Genomic DNA, 20399 nt, shown 5'->3' on the forward strand with positions numbered 1-20399 from the left:
ATTGCATTAACGTAATATTTATTAAAAAGTGTTGCAACAACATTTTGTTCAAAGTGTGATCAGTTTCAAAAAATAAATGATTTCAGATAAAATATAAAACAACAGAATTAATTGATTAAGAACCGTTATCTATGAAAAAACGCACAACAATTGATGACATAGCGAAAGCTTTAGGAGTTAATAAATCCACTGTTTCTAGGGCAATTAATAATCCTTCTTTAATTTCCACAGAAATGAGAGAAAAAATCGAGAAAATGTGTAGAAAAATGAACTATATTCCTAATAATATTGCCAAATCCCTTGCGTCATCATCTACAAATTCTATTGTATTGCTTATCCCATCTTTCAGTAATGATGTTTTCAAAGAAGTCATTGATGGTGTAAAAGAAATTTGCGACCAATGGAACTATAATTTATTAATCAGTGATTTCTCTTATACGCCATTGGAAGAACAACACATTATTGAAAAATATATGCAACAAAATGTGGATGGCTTTATTCTCACAGAAACATTTCATACACAAAAAACGATAGAGTTATTAAAAACAGCTAATATTCCGACAGTAGAAATTATGAATATCTATGATAATCCTAACTTTCTTGCGAATATTGGCATCGATCAATATGTTGCTGCTAAAGAGTTAATTCGTTTTTTAGTACAAGAAAAACATAGAAAAAACATTGCATTATGCTCATCTTGGTTAGATAGCAGAGCATTATTAAGAAAAAATGCGTGGGAAGCTGTTTTAAATGAGAACAATCTTATCACAGATAGACATTTTAAAATGCAACAAAGAACTTCTTTTGCCAGTGGTGCCGAAGCACTCATTGAAATTTTATATCGTTGGCCTGATACAGATGCGATTTTTTTCATTAATGATGACATTGCAGCGGGAGCAATTATGGAATGTTCCCGTAGAGATATTAAGGTTGGTAAGGAGCTAGATATTGTCGGTTTCAATGATTTAGAATTTTCCAAAGTACTCAATCCGAGCCTAACTACAATTGCTACACCTAGATTTGAAATAGGAAAAATGGGTGCCGAAATATTAATTCAATTTTTAACATCTAAACAACTCCCTTCTCAACAAATCATTGAATTACCTTTTAGATTTATGCGCAGACAAAGTGCTTAGGTCTAACAATAACAGGATCTCCTATGGACTTTTCAGAATTATTAAATGGTTTAAATGAACGACAACGTGAAGCAGTTGCAGCTCCTTTAGCTAATTATTTAGTACTCGCAGGAGCCGGCAGTGGAAAAACACGTGTACTAACTTATCGCATTGCTTGGTTAATCGGTGTTGAGAATATCAGCCCCAATGCCATTCTTGCGGTAACCTTTACTAATAAAGCAGCTGCTGAAATGCGTCATCGCATTGAAAATTTATTACAGGATCAAATCACACCACCTTTCGGAATGTGGGTCGGAACGTTTCACAGTTTGGCACATCGTCTTTTACGTCGCCACGCTTTGGATGCCGGTTTACCACAAGATTTTCAGATCTTAGACTCTGAAGATCAACTACGGTTAGTAAAACGATTAGTAAAATCCTACAATCTGGATGAAGGGTTGTATCCACCTAAACAGATTTGTTGGTATATCAATAACAAGAAAGATCTTGGCTTACGTGCAGATCAAATTGAAATTCACAATAAAGAAGATCACAGTTGGATTGAAATTTACAAAATTTATCAAGATGCCTGTGATCGTGCCGGTTTGGTCGATTTTGCCGAATTATTATTAAGAACTTATGAACTTTGGCAGAAAAAGCCGTTGATTCTGCAACGTTATCAACAACGTTTTCAGCATATTTTGGTGGATGAATTTCAGGACACCAATAATATTCAGTATGAATGGGTTAAATTATTAGCTGGAAATAGTGCCAATGTGATGATTGTCGGTGATGACGACCAATCTATTTATGGTTGGCGTGGTGCAAAAATTGATAATATCTATCGTTTTTTAACTGATTATCATGCAGAAACGATCCGTTTGGAACAAAACTACCGTTCTACGGAAAATATTTTACAAGCTGCTAATATGTTAATCGCTAATAACGAGGGACGTTTAGGTAAGCATCTCTGGACGGAAGGCAATAAAGGCGATCCTGTCGGAATTTATCGTGCATTTAATGAACACGATGAAGCACGTTTTGTGACTTCACAGATTAAACAGTGGGTAGATGAAGGAGGTAATTATGATCAATGTGCAGTGCTATATCGCAGTAACCGCCAATCACGAATTTTAGAAGAAGCATTTTTACAATCCGGTCTGCCTTATCGTATTTATGGTGGTTTACGTTTCTTTGAACGTCAAGAAATTAAGGATGCTCTCGGCTATCTGCGTCTTTTAGCAAATCGTCAAGATGATGTTGCCTTTGAACGAGTAGTCAACACACCACCCCGTGGCATTGGCGATAGAACACTTGAAATTTTGCGAGATATTGCTCGTAAACGAACATTAACGCTTTGGCAGGCAACGCATTTAGCATTGGAAGAGAAATTGGTGCAAGGTCGCGCTGCTTCTGCTTTGTTGCGTTTTATCGAATTGATCAACGCCTTAGATAATGACACTTTTGATCTACCGTTGACAGAACAGACCGAATTCGTGATTGAACACTCCGGTCTGAAAGAGATGTACCAAAAAGAGAAAGGCGAAAAAGGTGAAGTGCGTTTAGAAAATCTAGATGAACTGGTTTTCGCTGCAAGAGATTTTCAAAAACCAGATGAGGCGGAAGATATGAGCGACCTGATTGCTTTTCTGACTCACGCTTCATTGGAAGCCGGTGAAGGACAAGCCTCGCCACATCAACAATGTGTCGATTTAATGACGTTGCACTCTTCAAAAGGTTTGGAATTTGATCGTGTTTTCATCGTTGGAATGGAAGAGGGCTTATTCCCGAGCGGTGCTTCAGGAGAAGAAGGCAGAATCGAAGAAGAACGCCGTTTGGCTTATGTCGGTATCACTCGTGCAAGGAAAAAACTTACGCTTTGTTATGCTGAACAACGCCGTGTTTATTCTCAAGAAGAAAAACGTATTGTTTCGCGTTTTATTAATGAATTGCCGGAAGAAAATATTCAGGAGATTCGCTTAAGAGGTACAGTAACAAGAGCAGTAAACCTTGCAGCGGTTGGTACAGCAAAATCAATTTTAGAAAATTCAGAATGGAAGCCGGGTCAACGCGTAAAACATCATAAATTCGGATATGGTTCAATTATTAATGTAGAAGGTAGTGATAAAAACTGCCGGCTACAAATTGCCTTTCAAAATCAAGGCATAAAATGGCTAATTGCTCACTTAGCAAATTTAGAAAAATTGTGATCTATATGAAACTTTTTGCATTATAATAGGTCAAATAAAGCGTTCGTTAAGTTAAGACAGTTTTTACATTAGGCATTAACTGTGCTATAACGGAAACAAATTTTTTAATATAAGAAGGTAGTTAATGACAAAAGAAATGCAAAACATGATGCTTGTTCCTCAAGGTAGTTTAGAAGGCTATATTCGAGCAGCTAATGAATATCCAATGCTTACTGCAGAAGAGGAGAAGGAGCTGGCAGAACGTTTGTATTATCATCAAGATGTTGATGCCGCGAAAAAATTAATTTTATCCCACTTACGTTTTGTGATTCACGTTGCACGTGGTTATTCCGGTTATGGTTTGCCACAAGCCGATTTAATTCAAGAAGGTAATGTTGGTTTGATGAAAGCCGTGAAACGTTTTAATCCTGAAGTTGGTGTTCGCCTAGTTTCTTTTGCTGTGCATTGGATTAAAGCAGAAATTCACGAATATGTGTTACGCAACTGGCGTATCGTTAAAGTCGCCACCACTAAAGCTCAACGTAAATTATTCTTCAATTTGCGTAAAACAAAACAACGTCTAGGTTGGTTCAACGCAAATGAAGTAGATATGGTTGCTAACGAGCTCGGTGTTTCTGCAGAAGACGTACAAGAAATGGAATCACGTATGAGCGGTATAGATATGGGTTTCGATTTACCTACTGATGATAGCGAAGAAACCTATTCTCCGGCACTTTATCTAGAAGACAAAAGTTCAAACTTCGCTGCCGAATTAGAAGAAGAAAACTTTGAAAATCAAGCAACCGATCAACTTAGTGAAGCATTGGAACAATTAGACGAAAGAAGTCGTCATATTATCCAAACCCGTTGGTTGGATGATAATAAAGCCACATTGCAGGAGTTGGCTGATCATTATGGCGTTTCAGCCGAACGTATCAGACAATTAGAAAGCAATGCATTGAAAAAATTAAGAAATGCAGTAACATTCTAAATTCCCTCTATAAAAATACCCCATATTTCACTCGGAATATGGGGTTATTTTTTGTATTTCTTCCGCTGTCATCAAACTGTCACATTTCATCGCTAAACTTCCTAACGTCAAATGTTAATTCATTCTGTTAGGAGAAACCTATGTTACCGAAAGTCCTTAGAAAACTTGCTCTCGTTGCTATTTCATTACCTTTTATCGCTCAAGCAAATGCCCACGAAATTACCGGCGCAGGCGCTTCATTCCCTTATCCGATTTATGCCAAATGGGCAGGGCTTTACCAACAACAAACCGGCAATAAAATCAATTATCAGTCCATCGGTTCCGGTGGTGGTCAGCAACAGATTATCGCTAAGACCATTGATTTCGGTGCTTCAGACGATCCAATGAAAGCAAACGCGCTTACAGAACACCAGTTATTACAATTCCCTGCCATCATTGGCGGCACCGTTCCTGTTGTCAATATTCCGGAAATCAAAGCCGGCGCATTAAAACTTTCAGGTGAGGTAATTGCTGACATATTCCTCGGCAAAATCAAAAAATGGAACGATCCGGCGATTGCCGCACTGAATGACGGCATTGCCTTGCCGGATAAAAATATTCTGGTAGTACGCCGTTCAGACGGTTCCGGCACAACCTTCGGCTGGACGAACTATTTATCCAAAGTTTCTGCTGAATGGAAAGAAAAAGTGGGTGAAGGAAAATCCGTTAAATGGCCGGTCGGACAAGGCGGAAAAGGTAATGAAGGCGTTGCCGCTTACGTTAAACAGCTTAAATATTCTATCGGTTATGTGGAATATGCTTATGCCAAACAAAATCAATTAACTTGGGTCACTTTACAAAATGCTGCCGGCAAATTTGTGCAACCTTCTCGTGACAGCTTTATGGCAGCGGCAGCCAATGCCGACTGGGAGAAAGCTGCCGGAATGGGCGTAGTTTTGACAAATGAACCGGGCGATCAATCTTGGCCAATCACTGCGGCAAGTTTCATCTTAATCCACAAAAATGCCGACAATGCCGAAAACACCAAAAATGTCTTCAGTTTCTTTGAATGGGCATTTAAAAACGGTAAAGACGCTGCTTTAGAACTGGATTATGTGCCATTACCGGACACTGTTGTCGAAAAAATTAAAGCTCGTTGGCACAGTGAAGTGAAAGATGCGCAAGGAAAAACCATCTATTAATATTCTATTGAAATATCAAAGGGTTATGCTCTCGCATAGCCCTTACCTTACAAGGTAGAAAAAATGCATAAAATCGATAATAAATGTTTAAATCACGCTTGGTTGGAGAATGTTTTTAAGAACACCACCCGTTTTTTTGCAATCTTTGTTTTTATCGTTCTCTCCGCTATTTTATTATCTTTAGTTATTGGTAGCTGGGATTCTATTTCTAAATTTCATTTTAAATTTTTATGGACAAATGATTGGGATCCGGTGCAAGAAAATTATGGTGCATTGGTACCGGTCATAGGAACGTTGATTTCTGCGACTATTGCCTTACTAATTGCCGTTCCGATTTCATTCGGTATTGCCGCATTCCTCACTGAATTGTCACCTCAATGGTTAAAACAGCCAATTGGTACGGCAATAGAGTTGTTAGCGGCTATTCCTTCCATTATTTACGGGATGTGGGGATTATTCGTTTTCGTACCACTTTTTCAAGAATATATTCAACCTTATATCATTGATACGTTTGATAATTTACCCTTAATAGGCATTCTCTTCTCCGGCGCACCTTTCGGCATCGGACTATTCACTGCCGGGTTAGTGTTGGGCATTATGATCATTCCATTTATTTCATCAACAATGCGAGATGTTTTTAGTGTCGTACCTCCAATGTTGAAAGAATCCGCTTACGGCTTAGGAGCAACCACTTGGGAAGTAATTTGGAAAATCGTTCTTCCATATACTAAAGGCGGTGTTATCGGTAGTATTATGCTTGGGTTAGGGCGGGCATTGGGAGAAACAATGGCTGTAACTTTCGTTATTGGCAATGCCTTTCAACTGCCAAACTCCATTTTTGCACCATCCACCTCCATTGCTTCTGCGATTGCCAATGAATTTAATGAAGCCAGCGGTTTACAGAAATCAGCCTTGATGGAGTTAGGGTTAATCCTATTCTTGATTACTACTTTAGTATTAGCAATTGCACGTTTATTAGTGATAAGAATGAGCAGACTGGAGGGAAAAAAATGATGAATAAATATAAAAACCAACGTTTTTACCAGCGTAAAAGTAGCAATTTTCTAATGTTAAGTCTTGCCTATTTGGCAGTGCTATTCGGGCTTTTTTGGTTGATTTGGATTTTATACACTTTAATTATCAAAGGTATTCCGGCACTTTCCTTCGATCTATTCTTAAAAGCAACCCCTGTACCGAACGAAAGCGGAGGTTTAATCAATGCTATTATCGGTTCAATTATGATGGTAGCAGTTGCCACCTTTATCGCCACACCGATTGGCGTTTTAGCAGGAACTTATTTATGCGAATATGGACGTTATACCAAATTGGCTAAAATTACCCGTTTTCTGAACGATATTTTACTTTCAGCTCCTTCCATTATTATCGGATTATTTATTTATGCTATCTATGTTTCTCAAATCAAACACTTCTCCGGTTGGGCAGGCTCCTTTGCTTTGGCAATGCTTGTGATCCCGGTTGTGGTGAGAACTACCGACAGTATGTTACATCTAGTACCAAATAATTTGCGTGAAGCCGCTGTTGCACTAGGTTGTCCACAATGGCGTGTGATTATTATGATTTGTTATCGCGTAGCTCGTCCCGGAATTTTGACTGGTATTTTACTTTCTGTAGCTCGTATTTCCGGAGAAACAGCACCATTACTATTTACCGCACTATCAAACCAATTTACTTCTTTTGATATGAATGCTCCGATGGCAAATTTGCCGGTGGTCATTTACCAATATGCCGCCAGCCCTTTCGATGACTGGAATAAACTGGCGTGGGCAGGTGCAGTATTAATTACAATTTTTGTTTTATCTTTGAATATTTTAACCAGATTTTGTGCTAACAAACATAAATAAGGAAAAACAAATGAATACATCGCCAAATCAAATTGATGCAAAGCTAACTATTAAGAATCTCAATTTCTATTATGATGATTTTCACGCTTTAAAAAATATCAACCTGAAAATCGCAAAAAATAAAGTCACTGCTTTTATTGGACCATCAGGCTGTGGTAAATCTACACTGTTACGCATATTTAACCGGATGTATGAACTTTATCCGAACCAATACGCTACCGGCGAAATTAATTTAGATAATGAAAATTTATTAACCACACATACTGATATCGCCATTATCCGTTCCAAAATCGGGATGGTTTTCCAAAAACCGACCCCGTTTCCAATGTCGATTTATGATAATGTTGCTTTCGGAATTCGTTTATTTGAAAAACTTCCAAAATCAGAACTAAATGATCGTGTTGAATGGGCGCTAACTAAAGCCGCATTGTGGGATGAAGTGAAAGATAAACTGAACCAAAACGGCGATAGCTTATCCGGTGGACAACAACAACGCTTATGTATTGCACGCGGTATTGCGGTTAAACCAGAAGTGTTGTTATTGGATGAACCCTGCTCGGCACTCGATCCAATATCAACAATGAAAATCGAAGAGCTGATCAACGAATTAAAACACGATTACACTGTTACCATCGTCACGCATAATATGCAACAGGCGGCGCGTTGTTCCGACTACACCGCCTTTATGTATCTTGGTGAGCTGATTGAATTCGATCAAACCAGTAAAATTTTTGACAAACCAAAATTCCAACGGACAGAAGATTACATTACAGGTAGAATGGGTTAAAGCAGCAACTCAAATAAAATGAGGGCTTATGGCGGGCAAAATTTTAATTGTTGAAGATGAACGTGCGATCCGTGAAATGGTTGCACTTTACTTACTGAAGCAAAATTATGAGGTGATTGAAGCGGAGGATTATCAAAGTGCGGTAAATCGCCTTGAGGAACAACCGCAGCTTATTCTGTTGGATTGGATGTTGCCCGGTCGTTCCGGCATTATGTTTATTGAATATCTAAAAAAACAGGAACAAACCGCTAAAATTCCAATCATTATGCTCACGGCACGCAGTGCGGAAGAGGATTGCATTACCTGTCTGAACGCCGGTGCCGATGATTACATTACCAAGCCGTTTTCACCGAAAATTTTATTAGCCAGAATCGAAGCGTTATGGCGACGCAGTTATGATCCGCCGAGCCAAATTGTCAGTTTTGAAAATTTACAAATCGATCAGCAGGCGCAACGTGTTAGCGTGGAAAATCAATTTGTGGAATTAAGCGCAACCGAATATAAATTACTGCTGTTTCTAATGACGCATCCCGAAAAAGTCTATAGCCGTGAACAGCTATTGAATCATATTTGGGGCGATGATATTTATGTTGAAGATCGCACTGTCGATTCCTATATTCGCCGTCTACGCCGTAGTTTAGAACCTTTTCAAGCTGATCGCTATGTACAAACTGTTCGTGGCTTCGGCTATCGTTTTTCCAACCATTTTCAGGATTAACTAATGAAACTAAATCTGTCATTAAAGCATTTAATCATTGAAGTGCTGCTGGCTGTCGGAATTGCTTCATTATTGAGTCTATTCAGCAAAGATCTCTCTTTTTGGTTAATTACTGTTCTAATTATTTTGCTGATTTGGCACCACTATAACGAATTCAGTTTGTTACAAATCATCAATCCAAATAAACCACCTAAAAGCAAAAAGAAAATTACTGCACTTGAGCATATTTCACAAACCGCTGCCTACTACAATGAGCGAACTCGCCGCGAAAAAATTAAATCTTTACGCCTACTTTCCAAGCTAAATCGCAATATTCAATTTTTGCCTGATGCGGTATTAATTTGTGAACACAACGGCGATATTTCTTGGTGTAACCAAGCAGCACAGGAGATGTTTGAATTTATTTGGGATAAAAAAATGAAAAAGAGCGTTTTTAAGGTGATTTTCTACTCCGAATTTAAACACTATTTTCGTCATTTAACCTTTAACAGACGCAATCGCCCTTTAGTTTTATTGACTCACAATAAACGCTATATTGAGTTTAATATCAATAGTTACGACAGCGAATCCTATTTAATTATCGCACGCGATGCGACCTCGTTTATTCGCTTAATGCACTCCCGTCAAACTTTTCTGGCGAATATGAACCACGAACTACGTACACCATTAACAGTTCTGCAAGGTTATTTAGAAATGTTTGAGGGTGAGATCGATGAAAAATCGCCTTTTCAACAAAAAGCATTGCAAGCGATGAAAGAACAAAGCGAGAGAATGGCGACATTGCTACAACAGCTATCTTTATTGGCAAAAATTGAAAATATCAATAGTGCCGAACACGAAGTGGTTGATATGTCACAATTAATCCTCTCTTTACAAAAAAATACTGCCGTTATCCATCAAGCAAAACAGCAAATTATTTTTGAAATCGAGCCGGATTTGAAAATTATTGGGGATGAACATCAATTACAAAGTGCTGTTTCCAATCTGGTCTATAACGCTATTCGTCACGCGGGCGAAGAGGCGATTATTCACATCAGTTGGCAACGTTGTAAACAAGGAGCAAGATTTTGTGTCAGCGATAACGGTATCGGTATTGAGGCTCGCCATCTTGCCCATTTAACCGAACGTTTTTATCGTGTGGATGAATCACGCAATAATAAAACCGGCGGCAGCGGTCTAGGATTAGCCATTGTTAAACACGCTTTGGAACAACATCAATCCTATCTTGAAATCCAAAGCGAAGTCGGTAAAGGCAGTGAATTTTCTTTTATAATTAAACCCGATTTGATTGTCTATTTAGCATAATAATTTAAAAGTCTGGTAAGCAAGTAAATGTCATCTTCTCTTTAGTAATTGGATGAGCAATAGTAAGGCTTTCTGCATGTAGACATAGCCTCGTTGCCATTGTTCGTACTGCCGGAGGAGAATAAAACTTATCTCCCAGAATTGGATGTCCGAGTGCCAACATATGCACCCGTAATTGATGAGAGCGACCTGTAATCGGCGTAAGTTTCACTCTAGTTGTATTATTCGGATAACGCGCTAAAACCTGATACTGCGTTTGTGCTTTTTTGCCAACTAAAAAATCTATACGTTGTCGCGGTCTATTCTCCCAATCACAAATTAATGGTAAATCGACAATACCGCTATCTTGCTCTAAATGCCCCCAAACAACAGCTTGGTATTGTTTCTTCGGTTCACGCTCCCGAAATTGTCGTTTCAGTTCTTTCTCTGCCGCTTTTGAAAGTGCAAAATACCACTAGTGGCCATATCCAAACGGTGTGCTGGTTCAGTAAAGCCAAATTTATTTGCCACACGTGTCATTGCACTATCCTGATATTGTGGTTGATTACCAGGAACTGACAACAAACCGCTCTGTTTATTAATCACCGCAATATAATTATCCTGATATAAGATATTTAACCCTTGCGGTGGGTTGTACTCAATTAATGCCATAAATTACTCTTTATTACTAACAATCACGCGTAAGCTATCCAATCGCCAGCTAGCTTGATGAAGATATGCTAATGATTGCGTAATCAATTGTTCCTGTTGTTCAATTTCATCCTGACGAATATTCTTATTTACTGCTTGAAGTGCTGTAAGACGATGTAATTCGCTATACAATGTTTTATCTGCTACTTCAATAGCTTCTGCAATAATCTGTTCAGCATAAGGTTCTATCAACGTTTGAGAATGCTTAATCAGACGCTCAATTTCCGTTTTCATCATTTTAACCACTTTATTTGCCATATTTTTATTAATAGGTTTAAGCTGTTTTTCCAAACCTCGGAAAGAAACCTGTGCTGCTAGATCATTACCTTTTATATCTAATAATAAGCGTACTGGCGTCGGTGGTAAGAAACGGGTTAGCTGCAATGATTTCGGAGCCTGCACTTCAACTACATAAATTAACTCCAACAATAATGTACCTGCCGGTAACCCTTTATGTGGCAATAAGCTCACTGCCGTTTTTCCAATATCACCAGAAGTAATCAGATCAATACCATTTTGTACCATTGGATGATCCCACGTTAAAAACTCAAGATCTTCGCGTGCCAATGCTAATGAACGATTAAAAGTAATTGTACTTCCCTCTTCTTTTAATCCCGGAAAGTCAGGAACCAACATATGACCTGTCGGCTGAATAACTATTGAATCTTCACCAAGATCTTCCTGTTCCAGACCGATCACATCAAATAAATTCAAACAGAAATTAATTAACTCCGGTTGTCCATCTTGTAATTCAATATCTATAGCAAGCTGCTGTGCCTTCTCACCTCCATTAGAATTTAATTCTAATAAACGATCACGACCTTGTTCTAGCTCCTGTTGCAGACGTATCCGCTCTTTCGCCACTTGATCAATAAAGAGAGCAAATCCCACCTCATCTTCATTTGGGTTATCAATAAATGTCTGTAGTTGTTTACCGTATTTAGCAAATAACGTTGCTCCCATTGGACAAGTCTGTTCAAATGCTCCCAAGCCTTTTTGATACCAATCCACCAAAATCATCTGTGATGTTTGATTAAAATAAGGAACATAAATTTGAACATCTCTAGTTTGACCGATACGATCCAAACGACCGATAGACTGCTCCAAGACATCCGGATTTAGTGGTAAATTAAACAATACCAATCGGCAAGCAAATTGGAAATTACGCCCTTCCGCACCAATACTGGAACTTAACAGCACTTTTGCTCCATCTTCCTGTTGTGCAAAATAGGCTGCCGCCCGATCACGCTCAACAATCGACATTTTCTCGTGGAATACCGCAGAACGAATTCCCTCTTTTTCGCGCAAAATCTTCTCTAACTGCAATACAGTTTCGGTTTGTTGACAAATAATTAATACCTTTTCTTGGCTATGATTTTTTAGAAAGGTCAATAACCATTCAATACGCGGATCAAAATCCCACCACGCCGCCTCCGGATTAAGCTGGTGAAATAGAACTTCCGGATATAATGAATTTTGTTGCACTGTCTTGTTAAGTAAATTCATTACTTTAATCGCATTAGCATACTGCTTCGGTAATTCCAGTTTCACTTGATGTAAAATACGTTTCGGAAAGCCTTTCACTCCTTGACGCGTATTACGAAATAATAATCGGCTAGTGCCGTGGCGATCCACTAAATTAGTAACCAGCTCTTGTTTCGCCTCTTGGATCTGCTCGTCAGAACTGTTGCTACCGTTGATAATTCGCAATAACGGTTCAATATCCTGCTCCGGCAGTAATTCAGCCAACACATTTTGCTCTTCGGCACTTAATTTTTTATCTGACAACAGATCATTCACTGCCGCTGCTACCGGACGGTACTGTTTCTGCTCTGCAACAAAGGCATTGTAATCATAAAAACGATGAGGATCTAATAACCGTAAACGTGCAAAATGGCTTTCCTGCCCCAACTGTTCCGGTGTTGCCGTAAGCAACAAAACCGAAGCGATTTTCTGCGTCAACTCCTCAACAAAACGATATGCACGGCTTGGCGCCATTGCGTGCCATTCAAGATGGTGCGCTTCATCAACAATCAGCATATCCCAATGGCTTGCCAATACTTCTGTCATCCGATTTTCTTGTGTAACTAACCAATCCAAAGAACAAATTACTAATGATTCAGTATCAAAAGGATTTACTTTAACACTTCTTCCATTTTCTTCTTTACGATCAAAATCCTGACAACGTTCTTCATCAAATAATGAAAAATTCAGATTAAAACGACGCAACATTTCAACTAACCATTGGTGCTGTAATGTTTCAGGCACTAAAATTAGCACCCGTTCAACTCTACCAGAGAATAGCTGTTGTTGTAGAATCATTCCTGCTTCTACAGTTTTTCCCAATCCGACTTCATCTGCCAACAATACCCTTGGTGATAAACGATTTCCAACTTCCTGAGCAATATGTAACTGATGAGGTATTAAACTAGCTCTTGTACCACGTAACCCTCTAAATGGTGATTGAAATTGCTGTTGCTGATGTCGTAATGCGTGATAACGCAATGCAAAACGATCATTTCTATCAATTTGTGCAGAAAATAGTCTATCTTGAGGTTTACTAAAAGTAATTTGATGCGCTAGTTCTAGTTCTTTAATTACAACTTCTTCGTCTGTATCGATTCTTTTCGCTAAATAAAGAGCAACCCCATTATTTTCCATCACATCCAATACTTCCGCTTGCCAACCTTCGTGATGAGTAATCACATCACCTTGCTGAAACAATACTCGCGTCATCGGTGCCACCGCAAGGGAATAAACTCGTGTTTCATCCGCTGCAGGAAACAAAAATGTTACCGTTCTCTGGTCTACAGCAGTGACTAATCCCAATCCTAAGTTATTTTCGCTTTCACTAATCCAACGTTGTCCAATCGTAAATGACATTTTATTGTTCTTCTCTTTTGTTTGTATTGATTATTCAATTTAAAAATAAGCGCGGATTGTACTCTGAATAGTCTGGAAAACCAAAAAGATTTATCAGTAATCTCCTTACATTGAGAGCAATGTAAAATATCAGCTATATTTATACAGAAAACATTTAATTTATAGAAAAAAATAATGCATATTTGCAACAAAAAATATAGAATGTAATAGAAAAAATGATATTCACTGGAGAACCTATGTTAACTATAAAAAATATTCAACAAGAGCTGTTCGGAGGTTGGACAAAATTTGAGAGTTTCTGGCTAGTACTCTTTGTTACATTACAGATAGGAACCTATATCCATCAGCCTGATTCTCTATTAGCAATGATCTCCGGTATTGCCGGTATTTTATGTGTTATATTTGTTGGTAAAGGGAAAATAAGTAATTTCTTTTTCGGTCTAATCTTTGCTTATACTTATTTCTATGTCGCTTGGGATAACAAATTTTACGGTGAAATGACAACAACATTGTATGTTTATATTCCGGCACAATTTATCGGTTATTTTTTATGGAAAGCCAATATGCAGAAAGATGGTGAAAGTGAAATCGTTGCTGCTAAAGCATTGAATTTTAAAGGGTGGCTCATCACCATTTCAGCAATCACTATCTGTTCTTTGCTATTCATCTCCTATTTAAAAACCACTGACGGCAATTCTGTATCGCTAGATGGCGTTACCACCGTAATGGTAATTGCAGCGCAATTATTAATGTTATTACGTTATCGAGAACAGTGGGTATTATGGATTATTATCAATGTCCTCTCGATTGCCTTATGGGCAGACACTGCAGCAATGTATATTATGTATGCTGCTTATTTATTAAATTCCCTTTATGGTTATTACAACTGGACTAAACTTGCTAAAACAGCAAATGCTTAAACTATTGCTTTGATAAAAACTGTTTTTTGATCAATTATCTGCACCGCAAAAGTTGGATTCATTATTCAACATTAAGAGGTGCAGTTTTTTATGAAAAAACAAATGTATAGTGATTTTCGGCTTTTAGCTACGAATTAGCGGCATCAATAATAAGAGCAGACACTGCTTCAACCTGCGAAACTAAAGAGGCGTGGCTAGCATCTAATTCAATGAGCTTACGAGGCTTCATTCTCTGCGCCATCATTCTTTGATTGTCTGGATGAATCATTCGATCTTGAGAAGAAATTTGATACCAACACGGTTTTACTTTCCAAGCTGGTTGTGTAACTATATCACTGAAAGTCGAAGCAATAGGCGCTTTTTGTGTGATTGACATCGGATAAGCCAAGGTTTCGTCAATATCTTGACAGAAACTTTGGTGATACTCTTCACGCTTTATCCATAAATAACCATCACTATCCCCTTCAATCGCCGAAAAAGCTTGTGGTGGCAATTTTTGGCTAATCTCTCCTGCACTTTCACCAACATCAGGTGCAAAAGCCGCAATATACACTAAAGCCGTCACATTAGGCATATTCCCCATCTCTGAAATTACTGCTCCACCGTAAGAGTGTCCAACCAATACAACTGGTCGTGGAATCTGAGCCACCATTTTACGAGTTCGTTCCGCATCATCTTGAAGTGAGGTCAGTGGATTTTCCACAGCAAAAACATCAGTATAACCTTGTTTTTTGAGTTCATTGATCACTAAATTCCAATGAGCTGCACCACCCCAAAATCCGTGAACTAATACGATAGCTGGTTTATTCATTTTATCCTCCAAATTAAAAACATTGTTGAATTCATTCTAAATTATCCCCTATTGTAGGAACAACATAGGTAAAATAAGTTTTTAACAGTGATATTAATAGGTATCTTCTTAAATTTTAAGAACTCAGTTATTTGTTCACTCCCTTTATAGTATTGCGATACTCTTCCTGTGTATCTTATATACTATTCAAACATTTACAACACGCCATCTTACTAGACTGCCCACATTCATCTCTGTCGGAAATTAGTGCAATGTCAATCTACAACAATGCTTATTTGCCACAAACATAGTGAAAAACGGCGAAATGAACACAAATCAGATGTTAAAGAAATAACATCATTTTATTTTGTCTTTTACCATCAAAACCTCTAAAATTCAGAGTTATCAAAAAAAATCATTAGGATACAAAATGACAACATTCACCGTTCGAAAAGCTCGTCCAGAAGATACCCAATCGATTGAAAACTTAATCCAAGCAGCTTTTGCTGATATGCCTTTAAGCGACGGACAAGAATCGCTCTTAGTTCACAATTTGAATGCTAACCACGATGTAGTATTAGAATTAGTAGCTGTGCAAGCAGAAGAAATCATCGGGCATATTTTATTTAGCCCTGCAACTATTTGTGGACAGTCTGTGCTAGCATTAGCGCCTCTCTCTGTTGCTCCACAATGGCAACGGCAAGGCGTAGGAAAGGCATTGATTTTAGCCGCACATCGCCAGATTAAGACTATGAACTATGCAGCAATTGTAGTGTTAGGACACCCTGATTATTACGCCCGCTTTGGTTATCTGCCAGCAGAGAACTACAATATCAGCGCCCCATTTGAGCTACCTGAAGGCGTATTACGCGTGCTACCCTTGGTGAAAAACGTGCCACAAGGAGAAATTCATTACGCTACTGCATTTGGATTAAATTAAAAAGAAAAATATGGTTCTTTCTACGGAATTTTATATTTCTATTTATTCTTATTCTGAAAAATGGAGTATTTCCTCATAAAAAACAAAATGTTCGCCTTTTATAAATAACCATACTTTTTCTTCCGTTTACTGCTTAATCCGCCATATAACGATTGATAAAGGCGAGGATTTTTTCAGGGTAACGCCCAAAGTAGTTATAGCCGTCTTTGAAGCGATACGGTGTGTTTTCAATCCACAGCAATTCTTTTTCTTTCGCACCGAGCAGATCAAAGGTTTTTTGACCGTCTTCGGGATTGCGTGTCCACGCGTCTTCCAGCACTTGCACAATCATTGTGGGCATTTTCACCGCGTGCGCCCACAGATGCGGGGTCATTTCTGCCATGGTGAAACCGCCCATTTTGAGCAATTCTAAATCAATCAAGGGTTGATATTGTTGCACGCCTTGCAATTCAGAAAAGGCATCATAAATCGCCGCCATCGATACCACCATCGGGCTGACCATACAACGCACATTTTCAAATAAATCAGGGCGTTCCATAATGGCGCGATATTGCGAATTACCGCCCATACATTGGCTATACAGTGCCACTTTCATTTTGGAAAGCTCAGGGTGGGCATCGACAAATTTTTTCACGCCCACGCAATCACGCCATTCCCAGTTGCCAATACCGCAAACGCCATTATTCGCCGCTCCGCTGTTGCCGTGGTTGCGAATGTCGTAGGTCAGCACATTGTAGCCAGCATTGGTGAGGTGTTTGTATTGAATCACGAAGTCGATTTCGCAATCATCAAAGCTCGCCCAAGGCTGCCCGAAATGACCGGGGAAACCTGCACGGCACATCGGCAAGGCGTGGTTAAAAATCACCAGTTTATCGCTCATTCCGCCTTTGGCTGGGATAAACCACGCTTCGAGCGGCACACCGTCTTCAGAGGGGATCACCCATTCTTCAAAAGGCATATCGTAAGCGGCTGGGGTTTTGAAAATAAAGCTACGTAAAGGGCGAACAATGCCCGCCAAGGCTTTAACTTTTTCATAATCGGCGGCGGAAATGGTTTTTTCTTGTTCCAACGCCAAAGCAAGGCGGTCGGCTGGTAAACGGTTGGATAACATAAATACTCCTTATGGCTTTAAAAAATAGGGCGTTATGTATAACGCCCTGAATGAACAGTCGCCATTATAGCCTTTCAGAATGGCAAACAAAATGATAGAAAATGGAATTTATTATTTCTGTATTTGGAATAATTGAAGAACTTTGCTATGATTTTTTTCACCATCAAGAGGAACAAAGACGATGAAAAACAGGCTGGAATTGCTCCATATTTTTTGCACGGTGGCGAACACCTTGCATTTTAAAAATGCCGCGCGCGAGCTGGGCATTTCGCCACAACGCGTTACCCGTAGCATCAGCGAGTTGGAACAATCTTTGGGCGAAGTGCTGTTTCAGCGTAGCACCCGACAAGTGCAACTCACGGATTTTGCCCGCCAGTTTTTGCCCCGTGCCCAACGCCTACTTGCCGATGCCGAAGCGCTGATTCACCCTCAACCAAATCACGCACTGAGTGGCACTGTCCGCATTGCCCTGCCTGATTACCCCATCTTAATGAACGAGGTGTTGCAACAACTGTTGATCCGCCTAAGCGATTTCCCCGATATTCAACTGCATTGGCGAACCGACAACGCCTTGATTGACGTGGTGGCAGGCAAAATTGATGTGGGCATACGCTTTGGCAACCCACAAGATAGCCGTCTGATAGTGAAAAAAGTCGGGCAAGAACAAGACATTATCGTTGCCAGCCCCAACCTGTTACAGCACTATGGCGAGCCAAAAAACTGGCAAGACCTCATTAGCCGTTACCCCTTAAGTGCCTTGATTAACCCCAACAACGGACGCATTTGGCAATGGGAAATTGGCACACACCGCCATCAGCCCAACCCGCCCAAACTGCTCACCAACAACATCAGCAGCGAACTTTCCGCCGTGCTGGCGGGGCAAACCGTCGCCCATATCCCCCGCCAACTGTGCCAACCTTATCTTGAACGCGGTGAATTGGTGGAACTTTTCCCCCAACTGCCCCGCAAACAATGGCCGTGTTACCTCTATCGCCCTAAACGCCAAGCCGAACCACCACGAGTCAAACGCGTATTTGATTTGCTTGCGGAGATTTTGCTAGGGCGGTTTGGGTGAGGTGAGAAAATCATCTCGTCACGGCGAAATGCGGTGCTTTAATCCCTTGCTCAACATAAAAAATCACCGAAAAAAAAAACACCGCACTTTTGTCATCAGCCCTCAAACTTTCCTCGCTTGCCATTTTATGCCGTTGTATAATTCGCCGAATTTTTTATAGAGAGAAGCTTATGAAACGTCGTGATTTTTTACTTGGAGCGAGTGCATTAGCCATTTCGCCTTATTTCTTACGACACGCTCAAGCAACTAATAGCGGAGCAATCCAATATTTTATGCCGTCTGAAAGTGCGCCACATCAAGCCACTTGGATGGCATATGGTGCAACAGCTGGTGCGTGGGGGACGACAGGGGTGTATGGAATGGCACGCCGTGCGGCACGGGCAGATTTAATGCGAATCGCCGCCAACCTTTCCCGTTTTGAACCCGTGAATATGCTGGTGAACCCCAATGAAATGGAGGAAGCCCGTGCCGTATTGGCAGAGGTGAAAGGCGAGCTGACACAATCGGATTTGCGTGAATACAGCGCCACAGGCGTGTTCACCAACGGGCGTACCATTCCCAACATCGAAACAGGTGGAAAAATCAACCTCATCGCCGCACCGCTCAATGACTTATGGGTACGCGACACCGCTCCGCTGTTTGTGCGTGATGAAAACGGCAAGCGTGCCGCCGTGGATTTCAATTTCAACGGCTGGGGACAGGCAGACACAGGTGCGCAAGGCTGGCGAAAAGACCCAACTAAACGCGAACACGGCATTGTAGATCAGCCCATCGGCAAAGACCAAAAAGTCGCTGCTTTTGTCGCCAAATACACCCACTCGTCCCTCGTGAAAACCTGGCTAGTGATGGAGGGTGGCGGCATTGAAGTGGACGGTAAAGGCAATGCCATTTGTACCGAAAGCTGCATTCTTAATGACAATCGCAACCCCAACCGTAGCAAAGCCGAAGTGGAACAAGAATTACACCGTGTGCTGGGCGTGAACAACATCACTTGGCTCAAAGGCTTAAAAGCCCGTGACATCACCGATGCCCACATTGATTTCTACGCCCGTTTCACCGACGACGACAGCGTACTCTGTGCTATTGATGATGAACCAGAATCACCGGATTATTCAGTAACCCGCGATAATCTGCGTGTTCTCAAACAGCACCACCGCAATGTGATTGAGCTACACGCCCCGAATTACGAAACCGTGCAAGCCGCCGTAGAAGCCCGCCAATACAAAGGCTTCCGCTTCAATGAAGACGGCTTCGCCGCAGGCTACATCGGCTTTTACGTTGCCAACGGCTGCATCATCTTGCCACAATTTGGCGACCCTGATGCCGACCGTGAAGCCTTTGACATTGTCAACCAAAGCCACCCAGACCGCACTGTGCTACAAATCGCCACAGACGGCATCGCCAACGGCGGCGGCTCAATCCATTGTGCCACCCAGCAGGAAATTCCCGAATGAGTGAAGAAAAACAACCCAATTTCAAAGACTTACGCCAGCCGATGATTGCCTCCATCGGCATCGTAATGGGCTTTTTGCTGAACTTCCTCGCAGGCTGGGCGGCTGCAGACGATAGCCAACCTGCGGTAAATAGCCTCTCTGATTTACTCATCACCGCCTCATTATTAGTGGGGCTAGTGATGATGCTCAGCGTGCTTTACCGCCTGCTCGCCCACCCTGAGCGAATGCAACAAGCCAGCCACTACCAAACCACCTTTCGGCTCTATTTCTCCAGTCTCATCTTAACCTTTGGTGGCTTGATTTTTGCCTTGTTTATTTGATGAGGCTTCAATCCTCTGAAAACGACTGAAAAAATGACCGCACTTTTATTAGGCATAGTAGACAAAAT

17 protein-coding genes and 1 pseudogene are annotated in these 20399 nt (G+C 40.4%); 14 read left to right on the forward strand and 4 right to left on the reverse strand.

Going from position 1 to position 20399, the window contains the following annotated elements; all coding sequences use genetic code 11:
• Window positions 1-131: 131 nt before the first annotated feature.
• The 9 genes from JP36_RS04970 (at window position 132) to phoR (ending at window position 10148) form a co-directional block, all read left to right on the forward strand.
• Window positions 132-1136 carry a LacI family DNA-binding transcriptional regulator gene (locus JP36_RS04970; protein WP_021461636.1) on the forward strand — a complete coding sequence of 335 codons (1005 nt, stop codon included), beginning with the start codon at window positions 132-134 and terminating at the stop codon, window positions 1134-1136.
• Window positions 1137-1159: 23 nt separating this feature from the next.
• Window positions 1160-3325 carry a DNA helicase II gene (uvrD, locus tag JP36_RS04975; protein WP_039172562.1) on the forward strand — a complete coding sequence of 722 codons (2166 nt, stop codon included), beginning with the start codon at window positions 1160-1162 and terminating at the stop codon, window positions 3323-3325.
• 124 nt (window positions 3326-3449) lie between these two features.
• Entirely contained in the window at window positions 3450-4295 is an 846-nt protein-coding gene (rpoH, locus tag JP36_RS04980; protein WP_039135686.1) for an RNA polymerase sigma factor RpoH, read from the forward strand.
• Window positions 4296-4435: 140 nt separating this feature from the next.
• Complete coding sequence (gene pstS / locus JP36_RS04985; RefSeq protein WP_039172565.1) at window positions 4436-5476, forward strand: phosphate ABC transporter substrate-binding protein PstS; 1041 nt, start codon at window positions 4436-4438, stop codon at window positions 5474-5476.
• Window positions 5477-5539: 63 nt separating this feature from the next.
• Window positions 5540-6490, forward strand: coding sequence for a phosphate ABC transporter permease subunit PstC (pstC, locus tag JP36_RS04990; RefSeq protein WP_039172568.1), 951 nt, complete (start codon window positions 5540-5542; stop codon window positions 6488-6490).
• Window positions 6490-7338 (forward strand): phosphate ABC transporter permease PstA, encoded by an 849-nt coding sequence (pstA, locus tag JP36_RS04995; protein ID WP_039172597.1) that lies wholly within the window; start codon window positions 6490-6492, stop codon window positions 7336-7338. The genes pstC and pstA overlap by 1 nt, the downstream gene beginning before the upstream one ends.
• A 10-nt stretch (window positions 7339-7348) precedes the next feature.
• Window positions 7349-8125: a phosphate ABC transporter ATP-binding protein PstB gene (gene pstB / locus JP36_RS05000; protein WP_039172571.1), complete on the forward strand. Its 777-nt coding sequence runs from the start codon at window positions 7349-7351 to the stop codon at window positions 8123-8125.
• Window positions 8126-8153: 28 nt separating this feature from the next.
• On the forward strand, window positions 8154-8843 hold the full coding sequence (gene phoB / locus JP36_RS05005) for a phosphate regulon transcriptional regulator PhoB (protein WP_013745898.1): 690 nt from the start codon (window positions 8154-8156) through the stop codon (window positions 8841-8843).
• 3 nt (window positions 8844-8846) lie between these two features.
• Window positions 8847-10148 carry a phosphate regulon sensor histidine kinase PhoR gene (phoR, locus tag JP36_RS05010; RefSeq protein WP_039172574.1) on the forward strand — a complete coding sequence of 434 codons (1302 nt, stop codon included), beginning with the start codon at window positions 8847-8849 and terminating at the stop codon, window positions 10146-10148.
• A gap of 4 nt (window positions 10149-10152) precedes the next feature.
• Here phoR and rluA read toward each other — a convergent pair.
• Both rluA and rapA read right to left on the reverse strand, forming a co-directional pair.
• Window positions 10153-10799, reverse strand: a pseudogene (rluA, locus tag JP36_RS05015) (bifunctional tRNA pseudouridine(32) synthase/23S rRNA pseudouridine(746) synthase RluA).
• 3 nt (window positions 10800-10802) lie between these two features.
• On the reverse strand, window positions 10803-13721 hold the full coding sequence (gene rapA, locus JP36_RS05020; RefSeq protein WP_039172577.1) for an RNA polymerase-associated protein RapA: 2919 nt from the start codon (window positions 13719-13721) through the stop codon (window positions 10803-10805).
• 236 nt (window positions 13722-13957) lie between these two features.
• Here rapA and pnuC point away from each other — a divergent pair, with 236 nt between their 5' ends.
• Complete coding sequence (pnuC, locus tag JP36_RS05025; RefSeq protein WP_039172582.1) at window positions 13958-14641, forward strand: nicotinamide riboside transporter PnuC; 684 nt, start codon at window positions 13958-13960, stop codon at window positions 14639-14641.
• Between the two features lie 127 nt (window positions 14642-14768).
• Here the strand turns inward: pnuC and JP36_RS05030 are convergent, their stop codons facing one another.
• On the reverse strand, window positions 14769-15452 hold the full coding sequence (locus JP36_RS05030) for an alpha/beta hydrolase (protein WP_039172586.1): 684 nt from the start codon (window positions 15450-15452) through the stop codon (window positions 14769-14771).
• 409 nt (window positions 15453-15861) lie between these two features.
• Here JP36_RS05030 and JP36_RS05035 point away from each other — a divergent pair, with 409 nt between their 5' ends.
• Window positions 15862-16371 (forward strand): GNAT family N-acetyltransferase, encoded by a 510-nt coding sequence (locus JP36_RS05035; RefSeq protein WP_039172588.1) that lies wholly within the window; start codon window positions 15862-15864, stop codon window positions 16369-16371.
• A gap of 133 nt (window positions 16372-16504) precedes the next feature.
• On the opposite strand, the gene JP36_RS05040 is transcribed toward JP36_RS05035, so the two are convergent.
• Window positions 16505-17482 carry an alpha/beta hydrolase family protein gene (locus JP36_RS05040; protein WP_052119449.1) on the reverse strand — a complete coding sequence of 326 codons (978 nt, stop codon included), beginning with the start codon at window positions 17480-17482 and terminating at the stop codon, window positions 16505-16507.
• 181 nt (window positions 17483-17663) lie between these two features.
• Here JP36_RS05040 and JP36_RS05045 point away from each other — a divergent pair, with 181 nt between their 5' ends.
• The 3 genes from JP36_RS05045 (at window position 17664) to JP36_RS05055 (ending at window position 20331) form a co-directional block, all read left to right on the forward strand.
• A complete protein-coding gene (locus JP36_RS05045) occupies window positions 17664-18557 on the forward strand; it encodes a LysR family transcriptional regulator (protein ID WP_039172590.1) in 894 nt (297 codons plus the stop codon).
• A gap of 170 nt (window positions 18558-18727) precedes the next feature.
• The gene (locus tag JP36_RS05050) at window positions 18728-20011 is read left to right on the forward strand and encodes an agmatine deiminase family protein (RefSeq protein WP_039172593.1); all 1284 of its coding nucleotides are present in this window, start codon (window positions 18728-18730) and stop codon (window positions 20009-20011) included.
• Window positions 20008-20331: a hypothetical protein gene (locus tag JP36_RS05055; RefSeq protein WP_039135692.1), complete on the forward strand. Its 324-nt coding sequence runs from the start codon at window positions 20008-20010 to the stop codon at window positions 20329-20331. Before JP36_RS05050 ends, JP36_RS05055 begins: the two co-directional genes overlap by 4 nt.
• Window positions 20332-20399: the final 68 nt, after the last annotated feature.

Origin of the sequence: Gallibacterium genomosp. 1 (genome assembly GCF_000771875.1) — a bacterium.
GTDB lineage: Bacteria > Pseudomonadota > Gammaproteobacteria > Enterobacterales > Pasteurellaceae > Gallibacterium.